Origin of the sequence: Nocardia sp. NPDC059180 (assembly GCF_042754945.1) — a bacterium.
GTDB lineage: Bacteria > Actinomycetota > Actinomycetes > Mycobacteriales > Mycobacteriaceae > Nocardia.
On record NZ_JBHZBU010000006.1, the window covers coordinates 231,461 to 249,022 of the forward strand.

The window sequence follows — 17,562 nt, forward strand, 5'->3', positions numbered from 1 at the left end:
ACGACCCGGAGAGTGGAGCGGAATGGAGCCGGAGCGCTCGAGCCCGTACTGGGACGCGATCGTCGGCGACGACTGGCCGGAGATCTCCCCGGCGGCTTGGCACGCTCTGGAAACCGGTGCGCGTACGGCGGCCGCCGCGCTGAACACCGGTGACGCCGCGCGGGCACGCCTCGCCTTCGATCGGGCGGTGCGCTCCAGTGTGCGATTACAGCGGGTCAAGGACGAGATGCTGGCTCAGCAGGGCACACCGCAGGCGTTCGCCGACGCGCTGATCGCGGCGGCAGGGTTCTTCCGTGACTCCGGGGCGCTGGTCTACCGCACGCGCAACCGGATCCTCGACATCGTCGACGACGCCACGAAACGGATCGCGGCGGTGCACCGGCGCGCTGAAGAAGCCTCCACCACAGAGGAATCAGCGCCCGAGGACACCGCGCAAACGGTCGCGAACGTGCTCGGTGAGGCACGTGAGGATGTCCGCGATGTGGTCGCGGCAGCGCTCGCTTCCATCAGCCCGACCGGACTGCCGACGCTGGCGGTGATCTCGCAGGTGCTCGGGCAACCAGGGCCATGGGAGCCGGGTAGGTCCCGTTCGCGGCCCGAACCGCCGGCGCATCGGCCCGCGCAGCAACCGCCGGAGGCCGGGGACCGCCGAGGGCCCGATGGCTCACAACCACGTGGTCCAGACGGCCGGCCCGGCCCGGATGCCCCTGCGCCGCGACCTGCGCCGATATCGCCGGACGATCGGTTCGAACCGATCGTACTGCCGGAGGAGATGGTGGATCCGACCGCGCCACCACCCGACGCGCAGGCGCCGACCGACCTCATCGGTGGACCGGCGGACCCCGATCAGAGTGTGCCGGGCGACCACGAGCCGACGGCGCCGCAACCTGGAGCGGTCCCGCCGCAGACCCGCGACACCGGACCACTCGCCCCCGACGCGGGCGCTGGTGCCGTGCCGCCCACGCGCGGCGGTGCCGGTTCCCTACCGACACCGTGGGGGAGCGCCTCACCCGATACCGCCAGGGGCGCAGCCGATGCCGGCTCGGGTGGTGGCGACGGCCCAGCCCACGTAAGCGGCGCCGATCCGGATCGTATGGCGGGTGCGGGACCGTACCGCGGGTCAGGTTCAGAAGCGCAGCGAGCGGACGATGCTGAATCCGAGCGCCCGAACGTCGACGATTCCGGGCCGGCGCAGCCCGAGCCGGGAACCGCGGACACAGCGATGGATGCCGCTGTGCGTACAGCCGCCTCGAAAGACGCGGTAAGCGAGGAGAACTCGGGTCCGAGTTCGGGCGCGCAAGCAGATGCGACGGCGGGGATGCCTCCGCCGATGATGCCGATGGGAGCAGCACCACCGGTAGCGGCCAACGCTCCAGGATCGCCGCCACCGGCGGTGCCGACGAAGTCGAGCGGGCCGAGTATCGGCCCCGCGGCCCCGGCATCACCGACGGCGGCTCCACCCGCACCGCCGGTAGCGCCGGCGAAGGCACCTGTGGTGGGTGCGCAACCACCGGCGGGGACGCCGACGCCGGGAAGTGCCGCGACCACACCGGCGGCAGGCGCATCCCAGCCCACGAACCGGACGAGCACACAGCCGGAGTCCGTTCCCGGCGATCCGGCGCAGCCCGAGGACATCGTCCGCCACAGCGTCGGTGCGGCGATGGCCGCCGCGGCGGGACCGGCGTTCGTCCTCGGTGAGAAGGTCGACGGAGACCTTGTGCTCGCCCGAACCCTGCTGGCCGGTGTCCTCGCGGCCGCGCCCCACGTGACCGGACCCGAATCGGCCGTGGCCGTCATGCGACACCCAGGAGGAGTCAGCGCCTTCCTGACCTCGAACGAAGGCCGGGGATGGCTGCCCGCCGGAGTGTTCGTGCCGCGAGAACTCTCGACGCCGTGGGTGTGGTCGGTGTCGGAAGGCGCCGGGTGGGAGGGCATCTCCGATCCGGCCCGCGTACTCGCGGAGTTCGCACTTGCCTGGGGCCGGAAATCAGGAGCGCGGTTGACCGCTCTCGCTTCATCGTTGGCGGTCGACGCGATGCTCGGTGCGCAGTTGGGCGAGGTAGCAACTGTCGGCTCGGTAGAGGCCTCGGCCGCGATGAACCTGAGCTCGCCGGGCCCTCGGTTGATGGATCGACTGGAGCTGGCCGGTTCGCCCAGGATGCTGGCAAGGGTGGCAGAGACGCCGGACGACGAAATCCATGCCCGCTGTGTCGATCTCGCGATCGATGCGCATCAGCGCCTCGCGCGGGCCGGCTCGAGCAGCAGTGACTCACTTGGTGTAGCCGCCCTGCGCGAGCGGATCCTGCCCGCGATCCGCCAGGGCGCTGACATACCCGAGCAATCCTGGGATGAGCTGCGCGATCTGGACGATCTGCTATCGGTATCGATGGTGTCGCGCCGCTTCGACGCGACACGGGTCGCACTAGGGGAGTTGCGCTCCGATCAACCAGGTGCGGAGGCTTCGGCATTGCGGGCCATGGTGTTCGAGCGGCGGTGCGATGAGTTGGTGCTGCTGCTCAACGGCGAGCCGACGCGGCAACGTCTTCGTGACGCGATGTACGCCCACGCCCAGATCGCGGGCCATCCGGCGCTCGCCGAACCTGCCGCGGGCAGCGTTCGGCCCATTCGGCGCCCCAGCGTCACCGCGCCGCGCATCTCCTGAGCGGCTCATCCGGTTCCCAATGCCGGGAAGCCCGGACAATGAAACGGTCGGTGGTGTGGAAGGAGTGATCGAGCGTGCCGGAAAAGCTGGATCTCGATCCCGCGGTGTTGCGCCAACTCGCGGCCCAGCACGAGCAGGTAGCCCGGGATACTCGGAAATGGGCCGAGCAGCCCACAGAGTGGCTCGCTGATTTCCCCCGCACGTACGGGTCCATCGCCGACCCGGTCTACACAGCCCTGCGCGACTACTACCAGGCCAGGCAAGACGCGGGCAACGCTCTCGCCGACGACCACGACAAGACCGCGCGTAATCTGCGCACGTCGGCGGACAACTACGAACTCGCCGATCAAGACGGCGCCGCCTCGATACGCCAACGTGGCAACGAGACCGAGAATCCGACCGGTGGTGCCACCCCACCCGCGCAGTCGCCGCCTCCCTCCGCGGGTGGCACGGCGCCCGACGTGCCTTCCGGTGGTCAACAGCCCGACGGTCCGAGGCCGGAGGATGTGCGGCCCGACCCGGTGGACACGGGCAGCACTCCACCGCCGGATCAGTCGCTTCCGGGTGGAACAGCCCCCGACCAGCCGACCGCCGACGACGCGGCGCCGACACCCGGTGTACCGGGTATGCCTGGTGCTGGAGCACCGGATGGGGCGAACACCGGCGCGCAGACGCCGGCCACCGGTACCGCACCGCACATTCCGGCCGCGGCATCGACCGACTCCTCGGCAAGCTCCTCGACAACGCCGTCGACCGCCCCCGCCGGTGCGTCGACCGGCTCGCCCGGAGGCGCGGTCCCGCCCGTCACCGCGATGCCGGGCGCCGGCGTCGGTCCCATGGCAGGCCCGATGGACGACCGCACCGCGGCCGCTCCGCCGGCACAGGCCGGCGGCCGCTCCGACGCTTCGCCGATGGCGATGCCCATGCCGACACCGTTCGCCGCCGCGGTCGCCGCCAACAAGGACAAGGCGGCCGAACCGGCCCATGTGGTCGGCGATCAGGTCGACGAGGATCTGGTGATCGCGCGGACGCTGCTGCAAGCGGTTCTCGCGGCCGTGGACTCCTCGGTGATCGGTCTGTCGTGGGCGGTCTCGGTCATGCGCGGTCCGGCCGGCGCCGGAGTGTTCATCACCACCAACGAAGGCCGCGGCTGGATGCCGGCCGGACTGTTCCTGCCGCGTGAGGTGTCCTCGCCGTGGATCTGGGACGAGTTGCTCGGCACCGACGAAGCCGCCGGATCTCCCTGGGAAGGTGTCACCGACCCCGCTCGGGTCCTGGTCGAATTCGGAATGGCCTGGGGCCAGAAAGCCAACGCGAAACTGTCCGCGCTGGTCTCCTCCGGGCCGATCGATCCGAGCCTGCGCGCCCAGCTCGGCGATGTGTCGACCCAAGGCCTCGTCGGCCCGTCCGCTGAACTGGACCTGCGCGACTTCACCCCCGACACCGCTGACCGTCTCGGCCTGTTCGGGTCCCTCAGCGCCCTCGAACACGTTGCCGCGGTGCAGGACAACCAGGTACCCGGCCGCTGCGTCGAACTGGCCGTCGATGCGCATCTGAAGCTGGGCAGGTCCGGGCCGCCTCCGGTCGAAGCAATGGAAGTACGCAGCGTCCGTGAGCGGATCCTGGCTGTTGTGCAAGCCGGGCAGCAGGTTCCCGCCCCGTGGTGGGACGATCTGCGCGATGCCGACGACCTACTGGCGGCCTCCATGCTGTCGCGTCGCGTCGACCCCGGGCGAGTCGGACTCGGCGACCTCCGGGTCGACGACGCGGATTCGTCCCTGCGGGACATGGTGTTCGAGCGCCGGTGCAACGAGCTGGTCATGCTCCTCGAGGGTGAGCCGACCCGCCAGGGGCTGCGCGACGCTGTGTACGCGCACGAACAGATCGTCGAGCATCCGTTGTTCGTGGAGGCTCCGTCCACTGTGTCGGCGGTGTCCACTGCCGATACCGGACGTACGGCCCGGCCGGCCACCGCGCCCGGAACTGTATCGGCACCTGGCGTGTCCGCCGCGCCACCCTCCGGTGTCTCCGGGCCACCGCCCGGGGCTACGGCCGGTCCGCCCCCTGTTGCGCCGCCCGTTCCGAGGAGTCACCAGGATGGAGCTTGAGTTCACCTCCAACGCCGGGTTGCATCGAGATGACGGGCGTGACATCGGCTTGGATGAGCGAGGAAGACCAGTGGCGCGGTCGATGGTCAGGCGCCATTTCGGCGCCGCGGCGCAAGTCCGGGTGCCCTGATGTCGATTGAAGACGAGGCCCGCGCAAAGGGTTCCGATTCTCCGAATACGGTGACCACGACAGGGCCCACCCCCAAACCCCCCGAACCCTCGCCCTCCGCGCAAGCCCCGCCGAGCCCGAAGTCCGATGCAGGAGACAAAAAGGAAAAGCCGCTCGACGGCACGGCGCCTATCAAGGGGGCGGCGCCGCTAGCGGTCGACGGGCCTTCCGACGTAACAGTCGATAAACAAAGCGATGGGCGTTTCAAGAACACCATCGAGGTTGGCAAGACCCTCGGAACCAACGACGAACTGGTCTCTGCAAACGGCCAGTACTCGATGCGGTTCGTGAATGGCAACCTGGAGTTTTACAAATGGGGCGAGAAGGTAGCCCAATCGGGTACCAGTAATGAATATCAGAACATTACAGGTGCTCGGTTCGACAGAGATTCGATCGATGTTCTCGGCACTCGGGATACGATGGCCAAGGATGCGGACGGAAAGGCGCATAAATACGCGGCATGGTCGGGGTCCTTCGAGAATATATCGAAGGAAGACCAAAAGAATATTGTCGGGTATCGGATCAATAATGATGGCACCGTCACTGCTGTTGACAAGGACGGTAAGTCGCTCGGCGTCATCCAGTACCTCGGCGGGAATCATTTCATCCCCGTAAACTTTCCGGAACCTGCCGGCGGGAGTGATGGATTCATTCTCGCTGTCAGGGCGCTGCGGAGCGCGATGCAAACGGAGGTCGACCTGCTGGGTTCAGGGAGGCCCTCCACGGCTCCCGATCCGGCCGCAGCGTTGAAGAATGCGCAACTACCGACCGGAAAATTCACCTCGGAGATGGTGAATGATTACAAGTACAATCACGGTGCGTTGCGGAAGTTCAGAAATGATATGGATAAGAAGCTCGAGGATGTAAAGCAATACACAAAGAAACTCTCGGACAAAGTCGAGGCGGCCAAGAAATCTATCACGGGAGAGATAGACGACCTCACGAAGGTCATCCAGGCATCCACGCTCGGAAGCGTGCGCCCGACCGGAGAGCTCGACACTGAAAAGAAGTATGTCCAGCGGAGTTTCGACAAAGATAATAACGTCACGGAATTCAAGTTGGGTCGCGATCTGGAAATGCGACTCCTGGATGCAATTCGACAGACCTATCTGGACATCAGTAAAAAGGTTGACGGGGTGAAAGACTTCGCCAATAGTCCACCTCCGGGCGGCAAAACTGAGCCGAAGGGTCCCGCTAAGCCGAAGGACGACGGGTCGAAGAAGCCTCAGGGGCCGACAGCGACTGGTCCGACCCCGACGGGTCCAGGGCCGACAGCAACCGGCCCGACCCCGACAGGTCCGGGGGCAAACCAGGACTGGAGCAATACCTACAAGGACCTGCCTCTCGGATCCAAAACCCCTGGCGATACGACCGGCCCCGGTACCACTGATCCGAAGCTGGCCAAGTTCTTCGAGGATCTCGCCAACGATGTGCAGAAGATCGGGTCCGGTGGTGGGGCAGATGGCGGCGGCACGGGCGACGGGTCCAGTGGCGGTGGTGGGACGGGCTCGCCGGGTGGAGTATCACCAGGTGGGCAGCAGACCCCCGGCGGCGAGCAGAAGCCCGGATCCCAGCCGGGCGGCGCCGGCCAGCAGCAGCAACAACCCGGCCAGCAGCAGGGCGGCGGGGGCGGGATGAATCTCGGCCTGCCGTTGATGATGATGCTTGGCACGTTGCCGCAGGTCATCGGGCAGGCGGCGCAGATGATGATGGCGCAGAAGGCCGAAGCCCAGCAGCAGGAGCGGTACGAGGAGGAGCGCAGGCGCGAGGAGGAGGACCGCAAGGCCGAGAGGGAGGACCGCAAGGCCGAGAGGGAGGACCGCAAGGCCGAGCAGGGTGGATCGACCGCGCAGGCATCTGCTCAATCCCCGGCCGGCGACGCCGCTCCGGGCGTCGCGACCGCATCCTACGGGCCGGGTGCTCCACCGCCGGTCGTCATGCCCGGCGGTATGACCGACGCCCAGCTGCCGGACGGGTCGTCCCAGAAGGTCTCGTCGGTCGTCGCCCAGGCTTTGAACAAGGAGACCTATAACGACAACGGCAGCGACGCGCGTGCGGCGTATGCCGGGACTACCGGACAGCAGACCCCGAGCAGTCCGTGGGTCGCGGTCGATCCGAACAGCACCGACCCGAACAACCGACTGCGCACCGGTGACGTGATTCAGTGGGAGAACCGAACCGCGCTGGTCGTGATGAACGATGCCGGCCTGAACGTCTTGCTCAACGGGCAACTCGTGCAGTTGGATCCACACAACCCGCCAGATGATGGGCACGGCCCGTTCGGCAAGTTCCAGGGCTTCTTCCATCCCAGCGGAATCGACAAGGCCGATGGCAATCTGACGGCGTCGGGTCCGCCCACGGTAGACGCCACCCCGGGAACCGGGGCGCCGGCGGCACCGAAACCGATTCGACCACAGGTCTATACCTGAGTTGAGCCTCGGCGAACAACGCCCGACGGGCAGTCAGGTAAGTACCTGTAGCCGAAATGCGGTTCGTTGATCTGACGGCCACCTCGGTTATGGGTTGTCATCGCCCATCGAGTCGCCCTCGCTCGGCCTCGATGGGAAACGCCAACGAGAAGGGCGACTCGGACCGCGGCGACCTCGCCGCTACGGTTTGGTGTCGGGAATTCGGCGCTGAGGCGAGCAATCCTGATCAGGCCAATGGCGTGTCACCGCTGCCTCAGCGGTGACACACGGTGTCGAACTCAGGCAGTGCCCGCAGCAGCGTCCTTCGGTTCGGCCGGCTTCTGCTCCTGCGGCTTGGCCGGGTCGCCAGTGGGTTTGTTCGGGTCGTTGGCTGTCGCGCCCTCGGCAGGCTTGTTCGGATCACCGGGTGCGGCGGCCTGACCCTCGGGCGGTTTCGATTCACCCGGTGGCGGTGGTGGCGGCCCCCCACCTTCGGCTTTCTTGTCCTCGGCTTGCTTATCGCCCTCGCCGTTGAACAGCTCCGTGAGCATCGGCAGCATGGGTATCAGCGAGATGGGGAGCATGCCGAGCATCGGCAACATCGACAGCAGCCCACCGAGACCGCCATCGCCGCCGCCACCGGCTTGTCCGCCGCCGCCCTGCTGACCACCACCGCCGGCCCCGGGGATGCCGCCTCCGCTGCCACCGCTGTTGCCGCCACCGTGCGCGATGTCCCGGTTATGGTCTGCCGCCTCGACGATCCGCTCGCAGATTTTCCGCAAGGCGTCCCCGACGATGCGCATGAGGGCATAATCTTGAGCGGCCGTGAGCTTTCCGGTGAACGGCGCCATGCGCTCTTTGAGTTTTGCGACGATCGTCTTGATCGCGGCCATATTCTTCGACTTGTCATCGGCCATGATCTGCGAGGTCTGCTTGACCTTGTCGTCCATGGCGAGCAGCGAGTCTTTTGTCTGCTGAGATTTCCCGAGTGCCTTGGCGTACACCTCGGTCAGTTGGCCTGTCCCTACGCCTTCGGCCTTGACGCTCTTCAGCAGGGTCGCAACCTCGGGTGGTGGTGCCACAGTGTGTTCGCGTCCCATGAGGTCGACGGCGAACCGGATGGCCTTCTCGGTCGCGGCGATGAGGTCTTTCGTCAGCGGTGAGGCACCCGGTGGCGGAACGAGCTTCATCCAGTCGCCCTTGCCGCCATCGGTCGGGCGAGAGCCGGGGTTCTTGGCCGAAATCGGCACGACCGCAGCGGGATCTTTCGCATCGCCTGCGCCGGCGGCGGGCTTGTCATCTGCGGGTTTCGCCGGTTGAGTGACCTGGCCCTTCGCTCCATCGTTGCTGATGGCTCCGGCCTCGGCTTGCGAGGCTTGTGGACGCGCGACGACGGTGCCGACCGAGGGTTCGGCTTGCGCTTGCGCGGCGTCCTGAGCGGGTGCGGCGACCACGGCTGCCGTCACGGGACTTGCAGTCGTTGCATCCTGCGATTGTTCGACTCCGGTGTCCGCCAAAACTGTCGCCATCCTATCGACACCGCCTCCCTCTATTCGCCAACCATTGTCTTGTCTTCCCGATGTTGGGAAGGTTGTCAATGGCGGCCGCGTCCCAGAGCTGGGAAGATCTGGTGCGGGGCGGCCGGAACAATGACGGGTGGATCGGAGAGGCGGTCGATGATGCGCGAGAGTGGATCGGTCGGATGGCGCCAGGACTGACAACCGACGTCGACGGCGTGCTCAAGTCCATGATGGGACTGTATGGCGAAGGTCAGCCTGCGAAGGGTGCGGCGGCGGCCGCGGCGCAGGCTGTCGCCGCGGACAACACCGGGCGGGGCGGCCAGATGATGGCGCGGCTCGCGGAGGCGAGCGGCAGGCATACTGCCGCCGTCGACGCGCAAAAGGGCAAAGACGGATTCGTCGACAAGGCCACGACCGCGACCGGCGACGGAACGGTAGCCGGGCGTAAGTCCATCGACACCCAGATCGCCGAATTCCAGGCGCGTGCGCGGGCTCTCGCCTCGATCGCTGACGCGCGCTTCGCCGGACCGGCGCTGCTCGACTCCGCGAACACCGCTATCTCCAACGCCACCAAGCAGGTCAACAACGATCTCGACTCGGCACGACGGCAGGCATCGCAGATCGTGCCACCACAGGTGCCACAGCGGCGCGAGCGGCGGATGGTCCGCAGGCGTGGGCGCACCGGGGGTCGGTCGCGACGGGCTGGGCGCGGCGGGGGCCGGTCGCAACGAGCCGGGCGCAGCGGCCTTCGCCCTATCGGCAAAGCCGTACCGTCGGATGGCACGCTGGGCGGGCGGGCGGTGAGTGCGGCCAGCAACTGGTTGGGCGCACCCTACGTCTGGGGAGGCGGAGGTTCGGCCGGTCCGACGGGCGGCGGCTTCGACTGCTCCGGATTGACGCAGTACGCGGTGGCGCAAGCTACCAACGGTGAGGTCGAATTGCCGCGAACCACCTACGACCAGATCAACAGCGGCGTTCGCGTGCATCCCTCCGAGGTGCGACCCGGCGACCTGATATTCCCGATGTCCTCGTTCAGTGGCAGAGGGCCGGAACATGTTCAGCTCGCGGCTGGTCACGGCATGGTGATCGAGGCGCCAACGTTCGGGCAGACGGTCACGTTCTCGCAGATGGACAGCGATGTGGTGGTAGTGCGAGTGATGTGATCGATCCGTCAGTATTCCCAAATTTGGGGATCATTATGGGCTGGGCCGAGATCGGCGATCGCTAACCTGCATGGAAGGCGATATCGGCGGAAGGAAGTCTGAGTGTCAGCGGCCGAGGACGCGTTCTACACGGGCGTACAGAGTTTGGGACTGGTCGCCGGGGGGGTGCGCAACGAACAACATGCGGCCGCCGCGTTCGCCACGGCGACCGACTTGGATCCGGACATGTGCGATGCCTGGCTCGGCCGGGCGATGGCCGGCGAGGTTACTTCCGAGGTGATCTACGGGGCCTATCGCTCCGTGCACAATCTTTATCGGGATCAGCAACGAGCCGGTCTGGCCGATCGAGCGCTGTGGTGTCAAGTCGAGGTCGGCATGTACGGGCTGCGGGTGGCGATGGCCGACCGCGGCCAGATCGCCATCGCCCAGGCGTGTTTCTACGCCGACGGCGGCGAGTGGCGTGAGGCAGCCGCGATTCTCGACGAGGCCCCCGGCGACGAAGTGGCCGGTTTCGTCCGCATGTCGCTGTTCTACCGAACCGAACGCTGGGACGAGGTGGTCGCCGCGCGTAACGCGCAGCCCGCACTCGAGGACGGATTGCTCGATATCGCGGCCGAGTTGATGACTGCGAAGGCGCTCGCACACCTCGGTCGCTTGGGTGAGGCCATGCCGCGCGCTCAGCGGATCGTCGAGGACAGCTCGGGCGGCAATCTTTCCTATCTCTGGGCGGACGCACATTTCCTGCTCGGTATGCTCATGCGCCACAACGGTGACGCCGAGGCCGCGGACAAGGTGCTCGGCGGCTTGCAGGGCTCGGGCCTGTGGTCCGAGCGGGAGGAGTGGCAGCGCGCGGTCCGGGACAAGTCCTACCGCCTCGCCGCCACCACGCCCGCGTTGATCGCCTCGCGCACCGACGTGTGGGATCCGCGCTCCGGTGACGATCCGGTCGCGGTCGCCGCGACCGCGGCCAAGGCCGAGCGGGAAACCCTGCTGACCGAAGCTTCCGACCTGCTCGACGCGCAGATCGGTATGGATTCGGTCAAGGAGCAGGTGGATCGGCTCAAATCCGGTGTGCTGATGGACCAGGTGCGGGCCAAGCGCGGTCTGGCGGTCGAATCCAAGTCTCAGCATCTGATCTTCTCCGGGCCTCCCGGCACCGGCAAGACCACCATCGCCCGCGTGATCGCCAAGATTTTCGCCGGGCTGGGTGTTGTGCAGAACGCTGAGGTGATCGAGGTGTCGCGCAACGACATGGTCGGTACGCACCTCGGGCATACCGCGCCGAAGACCAACGCGCTGATCGATTCGGCGCTTGGCGGAGTGCTGTTCATCGACGAGGCCTACACCCTGATCCAGGAAGGGCTTTCCGGCGGCGACGCTTTCGGTAAGGAAGCGGTCGATACCTTGCTGGCGCGCATGGAGAACGACCGGGACAAGCTGGTCGTGGTCATCGCCGGGTACGAGGAAGAGATCGACCGGTTCCTCGCCTCCAACGACGGTCTGGCCTCCCGCTTCACCAAGCGCATCCGCTTCGCCAGCTATGGTCCCGACGAGCTGATCCAGATCGCCGAGCACATCGCGAAAAAGAAGGACTCGATCCTGTCCGAGGAGGCCATGGGGGTGCTGCGGGATCGGTGTGAACAGCTGTCGACCCAGAGCCGCAACGGCAGGAGTCTGATCGACCTCGCCGGCAACGGCCGATTCATCCGCAATGTGGTGGAAGCAGCCGAGGCCGAACGCGATTACCGCTTCACCAGAGACAACATGGACGTGCTGACGATGACCGACGAGGAGTTGATGACCGTCGACGCGTTCGACATCACCGCCGCACTGGCGGGGTTGGCGCCGACCAGGTGATCTGATGGCACGCTTCCGGGTGGTGACCAAACACCAGATTTCGGGCTGGCGTTTTCTGCTGCACCGGATCGAGCATGCCCTGGTCCGCCGGGACGCCTCGATGATCGATGACCCGCAACGCGGGCGCTCGACGGCGCTGACCATCGGCGTTGCACTGGCCTGTATCGGTGTGGTGGGTGCCGCGGTGATGGCGTTCTTCAAGCCGGCCAAAGACGTGGGGGATTCGAAGATCGTCGCGGACAAGGACACCGGGGCGCTGTACGTCCGCATCGGCGAACGCCTGCATCCCGCGTTGAATCTGACCTCGGCGCGGTTGGTTATCGGTGCGGCGGAAACGCCGGTGCGGGTATCCGGTGGCGAGTTGTCGAAGTACGCACGGGGGCCGTGGGTCGGAATTCCGGGTGCCCCTGGCAATATCGTCGACTCGAACGAGAAGGATTCGTCCTGGACGGTGTGCGACAGCACACGCACTGGTGCTGCGTCGCCGGTCAACCCGAAGACCGGGCTGCCCACCGTCACGTTGTCCGCGCCGCGGACCACCGCGATCGGTGGTCCGCTCCAGATCGACGGGCAGGCGACTCGTGCGCTGGCCGGGGCCGAAGCGCGGTTGCTGCGTGATGAGAACACCACCTGGTTGATCTACGCCGACTCCGAGCAGGGCTATGTGCGCGCGGCCATCGACCTTGCCGACTCGGCTGTGGTGCTCGCACTCGGCATCGATCCGACCGCGACGGTGGTCGCCGCGTCCAAGGGGCTCATCGACGCTATTCCCGAGGTTCCGCCGATTCGGGTGCCGCAGATCCCCGGTGCCGGAGACATGGCCACCTTGTCCAGTGGACTCACGGTTGCGGTGGGTTCGGTGCTGACCGCCTCGGCCGCGGAGGGGGAGGGCGAGAGCTATGTGGTGTCGCAGTCCGGTGTCGTGCGGGTGAGCGAGGTCTTGGCCGCGATGATCCGCAATGCCGACTCGCAGGGCGCCATCTCGCGCCGGACCGTTGGCCCCGACGTGATCGCGGCCAATCTGCGTCCGGGTGCGTGGCCGGGGACGGCGACGTATCCGGCGAGCGAGGTGCGGATCGTGGAGCCGGAGCGGTTCGGCGTCACCTGCTATCACTGGTCGCGCGCTGATGGCGACGCGGCCGCGGTGACCGAGCTGCTGGCCGGGGATCGGCTTCCGTTGCCCGCCGAGGAAATCGGCCGCACCGTATCTTTGGTAACGGCGCAGTCGTCGCAGGGCAGCACCGCGGATGCGGCCTACCTTCCTCGCACCACCGGCCATTTCGTCCAGATCACCGGATCCGATCCGGTCTCACCGCTGCGTGAGTCACTGTTCTGGATCTCCGACAGCGGTGTGCGCTATGGCATCGATGTCGGAGAGGCAGGCAGCACCGACGCGCGGCAGGTTCTGACCGCGCTGGGGTTGCGCAAGCCCGTACCAGCCCCATGGAGCATAGTGTCGCTGTTCGCAGTCGGACCGACCCTGTCGCAGGCCGACGCCCGCATCGTGCATGACGGAATCCCGGCCGATAAGACCGGCGTCGGGTTCGGCGAGCCGTCGTGACCACCACCCGCCGATACGTCCGGCCGGCCCGGATGGTGCGGGGCCCCAAGGCTCCCGCGGTGACCGAACTCCGGTTGCAGCCGCCGACCGAACTGCCCAAACCGGTACCGCCGTCCAAGTTCAAGATGATCTTGCCCGTCATCATGGTGGCAGCCATGATCGGCATGATGGCGCTGATGTTCAGCAGCGGTCGGACTATGTCACCGATGATGCTGTTCTTCCCGATGATGATGATGGTGTCGATGTTCGGCATGATCGGCGGGCAGATGGGCGGCGGGGGAGGCACCTCGGCGGCGAGCCTCAACGAGGAACGTAAGGACTACCTGCGCAGCATCACCGACAACCGCAAAACCGTGCACGACGCCGAGCGTGATCTGCACACCTATCTGCGCTACACACATCCCGGCCCCGCTGAGATCGCCCGGCTGGTCGGCGGTAAACGGATGTGGGAGGTGCAGGTCGCCAGCCCCCAATTCCTGCGCGTGCGGATCGGGCGTGGCCGCATCGCAAACCAGGTCAGGGTGATCGTGCCGGAGGCGGCACCCACCTCGGATCTGGATCCGGTCGGTGTGGTGGAGCTGACCCGGTTCGCGAAGGCGTACTCGACCGTCGGCGGGATGCCGGTGGCGATCAATATGCTGTCCGCGCCGCAGATCGGCTTCGATGGCGATCCCGCAGCCGTGGCAGGGCTGATTCGCGCGATGGTCGCAGAAGCCGTGGTGTTGCACGGTCCGGATCAGGTCGCGGTCGCCGCGGCCCTGTCCGATCCCGATGCACCGGAGTGGGCGTGGCTGAAGTGGTTGCCGCATACACAACATCCCAGTGATACCGACGCGATCGGCGCCACGCGCATGGTGTACCGCAGTGTCGGCGAATTGCGAGCCAAGGTGCTGGCTGGGCTCAATCGTGGACCGTTCTCGGCCAACAGCGAGCCTGCCCTCGACCGCAAGCATCATCTGCTGATCGTCGATGTCGTCGGTCAGGCCAACGAGCGCGATATCTCCGGTATCGATGGGTGCACGTGGCTGCGAATGGGCCCGTCGGAGCATTCGCTGCCGCGGGCGCTGAAATTCGTTGTCGACGAAGATCGTTCGATCAGCGAGGTGACACCGCGCGGAATCCGGCGGGTCGGCGTCGCGGACACGATGTCGTTGCCCACGATAACCGCGCTGGCTCGTCGGGTGGCGCCCTTCCGGCTGTCCACGGTGGTGGAGGCGGTGGCCGCCGAACAACAAGCAGGTGGCGGCACGTCCTGGGAAGAGATGGTCGGTGTCACCGACCCCGGCGCCATCCGGGTCGACCAGCAGTGGCCCATGCGGCGTGACAGCGACCGGGTACGGCTCAACATTCCGTTCGGCCACGATCCGGCCGGAGCTCTCGTCTACCTCGACATCAAAGAATCGGCCGAAGAGGGCATGGGTCCGCACGGCATGTGCATCGGCGCTACCGGTTCGGGCAAGTCGGAATTCCTGCGCACGCTGGTGCTTTCAGCGGTCGCGACCCACCCACCGGAGACCCTGAACCTGCTGCTGGTCGACTTCAAGGGTGGCGCAACCTTCCTCGGATTCGATCGCCTCTCGCATGTGACAGCCGTCGTCACCAATATGGAAGAAGAGTCCGACCTCGTCACCCGTATGGAGGACGTGATCAACGGCGAAATGGTGCGCCGTCAGCGAATTCTGCGCGACGCTGGCAACTTCGCCAACGTCGCAGACTACGAGCGGACCAGGGAGCAGGGCGCGGATCTGGCGCCATTGCCGACGCTGTTCATCATCCTCGACGAGTTCGCCGAACTGCTCGAGCACTACCCGGACTTCTCGAAACTGTTCGTCGCGATCGGCCGCCTCGGCCGCTCGTTGCGCATCCACCTGCTGTTGTCCTCGCAGAAGGTTCCGGCCAACCGAATGGGTGAGCTCGAGGCGCACCTGTCCTATCGAATCGCATTGCGCACCAACCAGACCAGCGACTCGCGTGACGCCATCGGCACCGCTGACGCCTACCATCTGCCGAAGAAGCCGGGCTCGGGCTATCTGCGGGTCGGCTCTGGCGATCTGCAGCGCTTCCAAGCGTCCTATGTCGGTGATACCTATACTCCGCGGGCCATCGCGTCGAACGCGAGTGTGGGCAGTCGAGCTCGACGGCCGGGCGGTGGCTACCGGCCGCCGCAGCGGTTCACCACCGGGCCGGTGTCCGACGCGCGACCGGCCGTAGTCGAGCAGGTCCCGACTGCGGCTCTGCCGGACCTCGCCGAAGCGGACCAGATCACCGTGATGGAAACGGTGCTGCAGCAACTGGCCGGGCACGGCCTGCCCGCACACCGGATGTGGCTGCCGCCCTTGGATACTCCGCCCACCCTCGACCAACTGGCCGAGGGTGTGGAAACCGGCACGCTGAGAATCCCTCTCGCGTTGATCGACAAGCCGCGCCAGCAGCGCCAGGACGTCTGGACGGCAGACCTGTCCGGCGCCGGCGGCCATATGGCGATCGTCGGTGGCCCGCAGTCCGGTAAGTCGACGGCATTGCAGACCTTCATCCTGGCTGCGGCGCTGACTCATACACCCGAGCAGGCCCAGTTCTATTGCCTGGACTTCTCCGGTGGTGCATTGGCGGCATTGCGCGGTCTGCCGCATGTCGGATCGGTCGCGGGCGCGCGGGACGAGGATCGCATCCGGCGGACAATCGCGTTGATCACGAGCCTGCTCGAGACCCGGCAGAACCTGTTCGCCGAGTTCGGCATCGACTCCACCCGCAAGTTCCGCGCCATGCGCAACGAGTCCGGTGGTCGTCCGCCGTGGGCGGATCGTGATCCGCATGGCGATGTCTTCCTGGTGATCGATGGCTGGGACCTCGGATTCTCCAACAATGGGCCGTATTTCGACGAATATTCCTCGACCATGGAGCAGATCGCGCTGCAGGGGTTGAATTTCGGCATTCACCTGGTCCTCGGCAGCTCACGCTGGATCACGATTCGGCCCTCGATCAAGGACATGATCCAGACCCGCATCGAGATGCGACTCGGCGATCTCACCGACACCACGTTCAACACCCACCGCAATGTCGTGGCCGCTATTCCGGCCGACCGGCCGGGCCGCTGCATTTCCACCGAGGCACTGCACATGTTCACCGCGCTGCCGCGCATCGATGGTGTCCCCGACGCCGACTCGGCCGCCGAGGGGCTGGCCGCGGCGATCGAAGAGGTGACCCGCCGCTATCCCGGGCGCCGTGCGCCGGAGGTCAAACTGTTGCCCGCGCAGCTCGCTTTCGACGCGATTCCGGCCCGGCCTGCTCCGACTACCCTGGCAGAGCGACTGGTGGTTCCGTTCGGTGTGCGCGAATCCGATCTCGGTACCGCAGCCATCGATTTCGGTGTCTCGACCCACTTCATGGTGCTCGGCTCGTCCGGATCGGGTAAGTCGTCGGTGCTGGGGGCGCTGCTGGAATCGATCACCCGGCAGTTCGATTCCTCGCAGGCCCGAATCCTGCTCATCGACTATCGGCGTCGGCATCTCGGTGCAGTGCCCGACGACATGCTGATCGCACATCTGACCAATGAGCGCGATGTCGTCGAGGGGCTTCCACCGCTGATCTCGAAGATGCGGGGCCGCCGCCCACCGGATTCGGTGACCACCCGGCAGCTCGCCGAGCGTTCGTGGTGGTCGGGGCCGGAGGTGTTCGTCGTTGTCGACGACTACCACATGGTGGTGCAGCGCGGTGCGCTCAATCCGCTCGAACCGCTCAAAGAGATCCTCGTCGACGGCCGTGACACCGGCCTGCACGCGATCCTGGCCCGCAACATCGCTCAGGCGGATACGGCCCTGTACGACAACGTCATCGGGCAAGTCAAGAACCTCAACTGCTCCGGCTTGATCATGGACGGCACTCGACAGGACGGCGTGCTCTTGGGTGATGTGCGTCCGACCAAGCAGCCGCCCGGGCGCGGAATCCTGACGGAGCCGATGCTGTCTCGACGCGATCTCGTCCAGTCCGCCTGGATACCTCCACGATTGTGATGTGTGAGACTTCCCACTGCTGGGTATAACTTACCGTTCTACTCAGAACCGGCTGGAGCCGAGTTCAGAACCGGCTCGAACCGAGCCCGGTTCGTGACGCTGAT

The 17,562-nt window shown here is 66.5% G+C and carries 8 protein-coding genes; 7 read left to right on the forward strand and 1 reads right to left on the reverse strand.

Translation table 11 applies throughout. The features are described from left to right. Positions 1–22: 22 nt before the first annotated feature. From ACFXNW_RS20400 to ACFXNW_RS20410, 3 genes are all read left to right on the forward strand, one after another. Complete coding sequence (locus ACFXNW_RS20400) at positions 23–2,662, forward strand: hypothetical protein (RefSeq protein WP_379419285.1); 2,640 nt, start codon at positions 23–25, stop codon at positions 2,660–2,662. A gap of 74 nt (positions 2,663–2,736) precedes the next feature. Beyond that, positions 2,737–4,770, forward strand: a complete 2,034-nt coding sequence (locus tag ACFXNW_RS20405; RefSeq protein WP_379419286.1) for a type VII secretion target — start codon at positions 2,737–2,739, stop codon at positions 4,768–4,770. Positions 4,771–4,899: 129 nt separating this feature from the next. Then, positions 4,900–7,368 carry a hypothetical protein gene (locus ACFXNW_RS20410; protein ID WP_379419287.1) on the forward strand — a complete coding sequence of 823 codons (2,469 nt, stop codon included), beginning with the start codon at positions 4,900–4,902 and terminating at the stop codon, positions 7,366–7,368. Between the two features lie 278 nt (positions 7,369–7,646). Here the strand turns inward: ACFXNW_RS20410 and ACFXNW_RS20415 are convergent, their stop codons facing one another. Beyond that, positions 7,647–8,813, reverse strand: a complete 1,167-nt coding sequence (locus ACFXNW_RS20415; protein ID WP_379419288.1) for a hypothetical protein — start codon at positions 8,811–8,813, stop codon at positions 7,647–7,649. A 131-nt stretch (positions 8,814–8,944) separates the two neighbouring features. On the opposite strand from ACFXNW_RS20415, the gene ACFXNW_RS20420 reads away from it, so the two are divergent. From ACFXNW_RS20420 to eccCa, 4 genes are all read left to right on the forward strand, one after another. Next, entirely contained in the window at positions 8,945–10,030 is a 1,086-nt protein-coding gene (locus ACFXNW_RS20420; protein WP_379419289.1) for a C40 family peptidase, read from the forward strand. A 102-nt stretch (positions 10,031–10,132) separates the two neighbouring features. Then, positions 10,133–11,887 carry a type VII secretion AAA-ATPase EccA gene (gene eccA, locus ACFXNW_RS20425; RefSeq protein WP_379419290.1) on the forward strand — a complete coding sequence of 585 codons (1,755 nt, stop codon included), beginning with the start codon at positions 10,133–10,135 and terminating at the stop codon, positions 11,885–11,887. A gap of 4 nt (positions 11,888–11,891) precedes the next feature. After that, positions 11,892–13,448, forward strand: coding sequence for a type VII secretion protein EccB (gene eccB, locus ACFXNW_RS20430; protein WP_379419291.1), 1,557 nt, complete (start codon positions 11,892–11,894; stop codon positions 13,446–13,448). Further along, positions 13,445–17,458, forward strand: coding sequence for a type VII secretion protein EccCa (gene eccCa / locus ACFXNW_RS20435; RefSeq protein ID WP_379419292.1), 4,014 nt, complete (start codon positions 13,445–13,447; stop codon positions 17,456–17,458). Before eccB ends, eccCa begins: the two co-directional genes overlap by 4 nt. Positions 17,459–17,562 lie beyond the last annotated feature (104 nt).